11 protein-coding genes and 1 tRNA gene are annotated in these 7,453 nt (G+C 28.3%); all 12 read right to left on the reverse strand.

The features are described 5' to 3' along the window. Window positions 1-157: IS66 family insertion sequence element accessory protein TnpA (tnpA, locus tag EIC27_RS08280; RefSeq protein WP_410519448.1), on the reverse strand; the 157-nt coding region annotated here is incomplete at its 3' end. 40 nt (window positions 158-197) lie between these two features. Further along, complete coding sequence (locus EIC27_RS04965; protein WP_126045008.1) at window positions 198-554, reverse strand: hypothetical protein; 357 nt, start codon at window positions 552-554, stop codon at window positions 198-200. 27 nt (window positions 555-581) lie between these two features. Then, window positions 582-658 (reverse strand) — tRNA-Ile (locus EIC27_RS04970). A 10-nt stretch (window positions 659-668) separates the two neighbouring features. Next, window positions 669-917, reverse strand: a complete 249-nt coding sequence (gene rpmA / locus EIC27_RS04975; RefSeq protein WP_126045009.1) for a 50S ribosomal protein L27 — start codon at window positions 915-917, stop codon at window positions 669-671. A 1-nt stretch (window position 918) separates the two neighbouring features. Beyond that, window positions 919-1,242 carry a 50S ribosomal protein L21 gene (gene rplU, locus EIC27_RS04980; RefSeq protein ID WP_126045010.1) on the reverse strand — a complete coding sequence of 108 codons (324 nt, stop codon included), beginning with the start codon at window positions 1,240-1,242 and terminating at the stop codon, window positions 919-921. A gap of 103 nt (window positions 1,243-1,345) precedes the next feature. Next, window positions 1,346-1,726: a hypothetical protein gene (locus tag EIC27_RS04985; RefSeq protein ID WP_126045011.1), complete on the reverse strand. Its 381-nt coding sequence runs from the start codon at window positions 1,724-1,726 to the stop codon at window positions 1,346-1,348. A gap of 11 nt (window positions 1,727-1,737) precedes the next feature. Then, window positions 1,738-3,150 carry a F0F1 ATP synthase subunit beta gene (gene atpD, locus EIC27_RS04990; RefSeq protein WP_205702343.1) on the reverse strand — a complete coding sequence of 471 codons (1,413 nt, stop codon included), beginning with the start codon at window positions 3,148-3,150 and terminating at the stop codon, window positions 1,738-1,740. A gap of 21 nt (window positions 3,151-3,171) precedes the next feature. After that, the gene (gene atpG / locus EIC27_RS04995) at window positions 3,172-4,053 is read right to left on the reverse strand and encodes an ATP synthase F1 subunit gamma (protein ID WP_126045013.1); all 882 of its coding nucleotides are present in this window, start codon (window positions 4,051-4,053) and stop codon (window positions 3,172-3,174) included. Window positions 4,054-4,055: 2 nt separating this feature from the next. Beyond that, a complete protein-coding gene (gene atpA / locus EIC27_RS05000) occupies window positions 4,056-5,579 on the reverse strand; it encodes a F0F1 ATP synthase subunit alpha (RefSeq protein ID WP_126045014.1) in 1,524 nt (507 codons plus the stop codon). A gap of 21 nt (window positions 5,580-5,600) precedes the next feature. Continuing rightward, the gene (gene atpH, locus EIC27_RS05005; RefSeq protein ID WP_126045015.1) at window positions 5,601-6,149 is read right to left on the reverse strand and encodes an ATP synthase F1 subunit delta; all 549 of its coding nucleotides are present in this window, start codon (window positions 6,147-6,149) and stop codon (window positions 5,601-5,603) included. Window positions 6,150-6,541: 392 nt separating this feature from the next. Beyond that, on the reverse strand, window positions 6,542-7,168 hold the full coding sequence (locus EIC27_RS05010; RefSeq protein WP_126045016.1) for a hypothetical protein: 627 nt from the start codon (window positions 7,166-7,168) through the stop codon (window positions 6,542-6,544). A 55-nt stretch (window positions 7,169-7,223) separates the two neighbouring features. After that, window positions 7,224-7,453: transposase domain-containing protein (locus EIC27_RS08285; RefSeq protein ID WP_205702304.1), on the reverse strand; the 230-nt coding region annotated here is incomplete at its 5' end.

Here is a 7,453-nt window from a genome sequence, read left to right on the forward strand (position 1 = left end):
CTACAAGAATTCTGTGCCATTTATAAAATGTACTTCTCGGCACATTCTTTTGCTTACAAAATTCATATTTACTTACATTACTTTTTTTATATTCTTCTACTAGCTCTTTCCATTTTTCATTACTTATTCTTTTTTTCTTTTTTTCTAATAGCATCATTAGCCTCTATTTTTTTAGGCTTTTGTTCTACCACTTATTTTTATTCTTGCCTAGATGCCCTTATTTTAGCGCTTACATTACTAGATACTTGCAAATTAGAGTAATTTGTTTGGTAACCAATCATCCACATCTCCCCAAAATTATCTACAATCTTTGGATTTAAATTATTTAACGGCCCTGCTTTCAAACCATTAATCTTAAAAGATATATCAAAAGGAGTATTTTTAATGATTTCATAATCATCAAAAGTATATTCAATTGGTAAAACACTAAATATTACAGATTTTTTATCTAAAAAATTCGTAATTAATTTATAGTGAACATACCATACCACACCTATACACATTGCTACTAACAAAATAAATATAGGAATTATAATTTTAAAATATCTACTCATTTTTAATCTTAAAAACATTTGATCTAATGGTGGGTCTGGGTGGATTCGAACCACCGACCTCACGCTTATCAGGCGTGCACTCTAACCAGCTGAGCTACAAACCCATTAATAAATTTAAATAACTGAAATATATGTTCTATTTTTTTTCCCAGATGAAAAATTAACCTTACCATCAATAAGAGTAAAAATAGTGTGGTCTCTACCTATCCCTACATTATTCCCTGGATAAAACTTTGTACCACGTTGGCGAACTATTATATTTCCTGGAATTACTGATTCACCACCAAATTTTTTAACTCCTAGCCTCTTACTATGAGAATCTCTACCATTCTTCGAACTACCACCAGCTTTTTTCGTTGCCATATTATTTTTCCTCTATATTAGTTACTCTTAAGATTGTGATATTTTGTCTATGACCTTTTTTTCTTCTATAGTTTTGACGTCTTTTCTTCTTGAAGACAATAATTTTCTTATCTTTACCTTGTTTTAAAATTTCTGCTTTAACATTTGCAGATTTTACAAATGGTTCTCCAATTTTTATCTCATTTCCTTTATCATTGTTATATAAAGCAACGATATTAGTAAAATTCACTTTATCACCAAGCTTGCCATCTAAGCTATCTACTTTAATGACATCACCAGGCTTAACGTGGTATTGTTTACCACCTGTTTCTATTACAGCTAACATTCATTAATGATCTTAAGTTAAAGTCATATTTTTAACTTCATATAACTTAAAAGTCAATCAAAATTACTGCTTAATCTGCCTTTAATTTTATGAAATATTGATATTATTGCAATAAGTATTGAGAAATAAATTTATAAAAAGACTTCTCATCTTCATATTGAGAGTTTGAGATTATTTCATTTATATGATCGTTCTCTAATTTTTCTACCTCTAAAATATCAATTGCATAATCACTAACAATTTCACAAGCATTTAAACTATTATCAAATCTCAAAAATGATTTTGAAATAATAAAATATGGTATAAAACTTCCATTCTTGTAAATTGATACAACCCCTTCTTTTAGTAAACTAATATAATTTTCATGATCAGGAAGTAACTCAAAATCACCTAATTCAGCATGCAGAGATATTTTAAATTCTTGAGTATCATTTACAATACCTTCAGGTGTTATAATTTTTAAACTTATTTTTTTCTTATTCATAAGCTATTAAATTAAACTAATTTTTTTGCTTTTTCCAACGCCTCTTCTATACTTCCCACCATATAGAATGCAGCTTCAGGAATATCATCATATTTTCCATCAACTATATCTTTAAAACCCTTTATAGTATCTTGAAGAGCTACAAATTTACCAGGTGACCCGGTAAAAACTTCTGCAACATGAAACGGTTGAGATAAAAATCTTTGTATTTTTCTAGCTCTAGATACAATTAATCTATCACTTTCAGAAAGCTCATCCATACCTAAAATTGCAATTATATCTTGTAATGATTTATAAGTTTGTAATGTCTTTTGCACTTCTCTTGCAACTTTATAGTGTTTTTCTCCTATAATATCAGCAGATAAAGCCTGCGATGTACTATCTAAAGGATCTATAGCAGGATATATACCTTGCTCAGCAATTTGCCTACTTAGAACAGTTGTAGCATCTAAATGAGCAAATGAAGTAGCTGGAGCAGGGTCTGTTAAATCATCTGCAGGAACATAAATCGCCTGTACTGACGTAATTGAACCAGTTTTTGTTGAAGTAATTCTTTCTTGCAAATTTGCCATCTCTGTTGCAAGTGTAGATTGATACCCTACAGCTGAAGGTATTCTGCCCAACAAAGCAGAAACTTCAGCACCAGCTTGGGTAAATCTAAAAATATTATCTACAAAAAATAATACATCTTGCTGCTCTTGATCTCTAAAGTATTCGGCAATTGTAAGACCTGTAAGAGCAACTCTCGCTCTAGCGCCAGGAGGCTCATTCATTTGTCCATATACTAAACTCACTTTAGAATTTGAAATATTTTTTTCATCTATAACCTTTGAATCTATCATTTCATGATATAAATCATTACCTTCTCTTGTTCTTTCTCCTACTCCTGCAAAAACTGAATAACCTCCATGAGCTTTAGCAATATTATTAATTAATTCCATTATAAGAACTGTTTTTCCAACACCAGCTCCACCAAACAACCCTATTTTACCACCTTTTACATATGGAGCTAATAGATCAATAACCTTTATTCCTGTAACTAAAATTTCTGTTTCTGTTGATAAAGATTCTAACTGAGGAGATTTATTATGAATTGGTGCAAAATTTTCACTCCCAATTTCACCTTTTTCGTCTATCGGATTGCCAATAACATCCATTATCCTACCTAGTGTTTCTCTACCTACAGGTACTGTAATTGGACTTCCAGTATCACTAACTTCATCTCCTCTTTTTAACCCATCGGTCAAATCCATTGCAATAGCCCTAACCACACCTTCTCCTATATGCTGTATAACTTCAAAAATTATTTCCCTATTTTTATCTTTATATTTTAAAGCACTTAAAATTTCAGGCATATCATTATCAAATTTAATATCAACTACAGCACCAAAAATTTGTAATATTTTTCCTTTATTCATATTTATTACCATGCAAATTTGTTATATTCATTTCGTTGCCTCTGCTCCAGAAATAATTTCTATTAATTCTTTTGTGATTATCGCTTGTCTACTTCTATTATAAAGTAAATTAAGATCCTTAAGCATTTTTTTTGAATTTTGTGTAGCATTCTCCATTGCAAGCATTCTTGCTGAATGCTCACAAGCTAAACTGTGACAATATATATTAAAAATTACAGCATTTAAATACTTACTCACCAATTTATCTAATATAGATCCTAAATCTCCATCAAACTCAAAAACTTGATTATATGAATTTATCATATTTAATTTTTTCTCTATTTCACAAATATTAATAGGCAATAAATTTATTACTTCAATATTATGATTCATTACTGAGCTAAATCTAGTATAAATAACCTTACATTTACCAAATTTTCTATTATTAAATAATTTTTCAATTTTATTTACAAGATTCACTGATTGTTTAAGATTAACTTTCTTACTTTTAGTACAAAAAAAAGGAATATAATGTTCAACATATTCTTCAAAATGCCCACTCATGTATTGAGAAATTTTATTACCAACACATAATATTTTTATACCTTTATTAATCTCTAATATAACTTTGTTAATTACTCTAGAATTAAATGCACCACATAACCCTTTATCAGAACTAAATGTAACTAATAATGTATCTGTTACTGAGTCATTATTATAATTTTGTATAACATCATTAAATAGTTCTTTATCTTTGTAGTAAGCACTAACTAAAATTTTCTCTATTACATGTAAATGCTCTCTTGAATTAATAATATTATCTTCAGCATTTTTTAAACTCGATGCTGAAACAATTTTCATAGCTTGAGTAATTTTTTTTGTGGAAGTTACTCCTTTTATTCTATTTTTTATGTGCTTTAATGATGGCATTTTTAGGAATATAACTCTACAAATTTATTTAAATATTCTGTAAGCTCTTTATTAATATCTTCAGTAAATTTCTTCTCCTTTCTAATTTTATCTAATAATTCACTTTTATCTTCTTTAATTTGAAAGAGTAATTTTTTTTCAAAATCACTTATATTATCTACTTTAATTTCTTTTAAAAATCCTTTAACAGCCGCAAAAATAGAAATAACTTGTTCCTCTACTTGCATAGGAGCATATAATGACTGCTTTAATAACTCTGTTAATTTATCTCCTCTTTCAAGCAAACTTTTTGTTGCAATATCTAGATCAGATGAAAACTGAGAGAAAGCTTGCATCTCTCTATATTGAGCCAAATCAAGCTTCATTGTACCAGCAACTTTTTTCATTGCATTGATCTGCGCAGAGGAACCTATTCGACTTACTGAAAGCCCTACATTAATAGCTGGTTTAATTCCCTTATAAAACAACTCTGTCTCAAGAAAAATTTGACCATCAGTAATTGATATTACATTTGTAGGTATATATGCAGAAACATCTCCTGCTTGCGTTTCTATTATTGGCAATGCTGTTAAAGATCCAGATCCCATGTCATCAGAAAGTTTAGCCGCTCTTTCTAAAAGTCTTGAATGAACATAAAAAATATCACCTGGATATGCTTCTCTACCAGGAGGCCTTCTTAATAAAAGCGACATTTGACGATATGCAATAGCATGTTTACTTAAATCATCATATATAACAAGCGAATGCATGCCATTATCTCTAAAAAACTCTCCCATTGTACATCCCACATATGGAGCATAAAATTGCAATGGGGTTGGGTCTGATGCAGAAGCAACGACAACTATAGAGTATTCTAAAGCTCCAGTTTCTTCTAGTTTTTTAACAATTTTAGCTATAGAAGATTTTTTTTGGCCAACTGCTACATAAATACAATATAATTTTTCACTTTCATTATCAGACTTATTAATTTCTTTTTGGTTTAAAATGGTATCTATAGCTATAGCTGTCTTACCAACTTGCCGATCTCCAATAATAAGCTCACGCTGGCCCCTTCCAATTGGAATTAAGCTATCTATTGCTTTTATACCTGTTTGTACCGGCTCATGAACTGATTTTCTAGCAATAATACCAGGAGCTTTAACATCAACTTTTTTATAAACTACATCTTTTATCTCACCTTTGTTATCTAGTGGATTCCCAAAAGCATCAACTACTCTACCCAGTAAATTTTTTCCTGTTGGAACTCTAAAAAATTCTTTAGTCCTTTTTACTATTTCACCTTCCTTTATATCTTTATCATCTCCAAGTATAACTATACCAACGTTATCCTCTTCAATATTAAAAACTATACCTTGTATATCATTATTAAATTTTACAATCTCATTAAACTCAACATTATCTAATCCAAAAGCAATTGCTATTCCATCAAAAACTTTAACAACTTGTCCAACTTCTTCAAAATCAATTTTTTTATCTAAATTTGAAATCTCATCTTTTAAAACACTAACTATTTCTGAAGCCTTCATATATTATCCTAGCATGTTTGTTTATATTTTTTTTACTATTGATTCTATCTTTTTTAACTTTGCTAAAAGAGATAAATCTAACATTTGTGAGCCTTTTTCAATAAGCATCCCACCTAATATACTTTTATCATAAATAAAATCAAATTTAATTTTCTTATATCCTAAACATTTATATAATTTTTCTTTAATTTTATCAGCACTATCTTGATCTAGTTCGTTTGCTAATTTTATTTTTAATTTGATTATACCATTATGATTATCAATCATGTCTTTTAAGCATTTTTCAATTTTACTTAAAAGATATAATCTTTTCCTTTGTATTAAAATCACTATAAAATTCTTCAATAAATCAGAAACTTTAATTTCATTGAGTATAGTATTAAAAAAAACAGATTTAACTTTTTTAGGAACATATTTATTAAATAATAATTTTTGCACCGATTTATTCTGCTTGGTCTTAGAATTTAAATTATTAAGTTCTGCAAAAACATTATTTGTAATACTTAACTGCTCTGTACTATTGAATAATGCTAAAGCATACTTTTTAACAATAATTCCATCTGTAATCATAAAATATTTAAGCCTCTAAAATATTACTTTTACATTCTTATTATAAAATATTTTTATACATATATTTAAAAATTGTAAATATAAAATTAAGTTAACAGGCAATTTTTCAAGGTTAAATAAATATTGATAAAAATAATATATCAACACTTAAGTACAGTTTAGGTTAGCAGTATAAGTCATTGCAAAAAAGGGTTACAACTATAGCACAGCAATCAGAAGTACATTTGTAAAACTTAGGCAATATAATTGGATTTACACTCCACTATTGTGGCTAATGATTATAATATTAAACATAAATTTCTAATTCCTTATTTAGAATTTGTGTTATTAATAGCAAATACCCATATCAAATTGTATATAAAATATCTATTTAATGAATTAGCAAAATATTATTATTTTTCACATTTATAACAAAATGGATTAAGTACTTTTTTCAAAAGTGTATTAATATTTTTGTTATCTATCTTGTCTTGCTTAGCCTTATTGCTGCTGCTAGAAGTGAACAATCCATCAGCTTCTAAGGCAGTATTAGACCATAATAATTTACCATTTTTTGCATCAATAATACCAATTAGCATATTTGATGCAGCAGAAGGACCACCTGAATAAACTCCAGTTACCATTCCCGTAACAAAGCTTAAGGCAACAGATACACTAGTCCTAGCATATCCAGAAAAATCAACTATAGCTATGACATCAGCATCAATGATTTTACCAACATCTGTTGCATATTTTCCTAAATTTATATTGACAGAAGAGGCATCTTTTTCATTAAACTTAGGGTCATGAAGTATTTTCATTTCATCATTATATTTTCTTCTTAATTGCAAAACTTCATTATAAATTCCTTTATCGTGCGCATCTTTCCTACTTAAAAATGAAACATCAAAACCTCTAGATCTCATTTCAGGAATAATATTATTTTTAACTAAAGTTTCTAAATGATACTCATAATCATAAAATCTTTTTTCCTTACCTGAAGCATCTATGTAAACGCTAAAATATCCCCATCTTGACAAGTATTATCCGCCTTTCTTTGGGTTTCTTAAGTTTTTTGATAATTCTAAAAAAAATTTAATTTGATGATATTTTTTTATCAATATTATATGGAAGTAAATTTACTAACTCTTTTGGATCAGAATAATCATGAATATGATTCAGCAAATATTTTAAATAATCATAAGGATTAATCTTATTTACTTTGCAAGTTTCAATAATACTATAAATATTTGCACTAGCTTTAGCACCCTTAGTTGTTGCACAGAACATCCAATTTTTTCTGCCAACTGCAAATGGTTTTATAC

Source organism: Candidatus Aquarickettsia rohweri, assembly GCF_003953955.1.
Taxonomy (GTDB): domain Bacteria; phylum Pseudomonadota; class Alphaproteobacteria; order Rickettsiales; family Midichloriaceae; genus Aquirickettsia; species Aquirickettsia rohweri.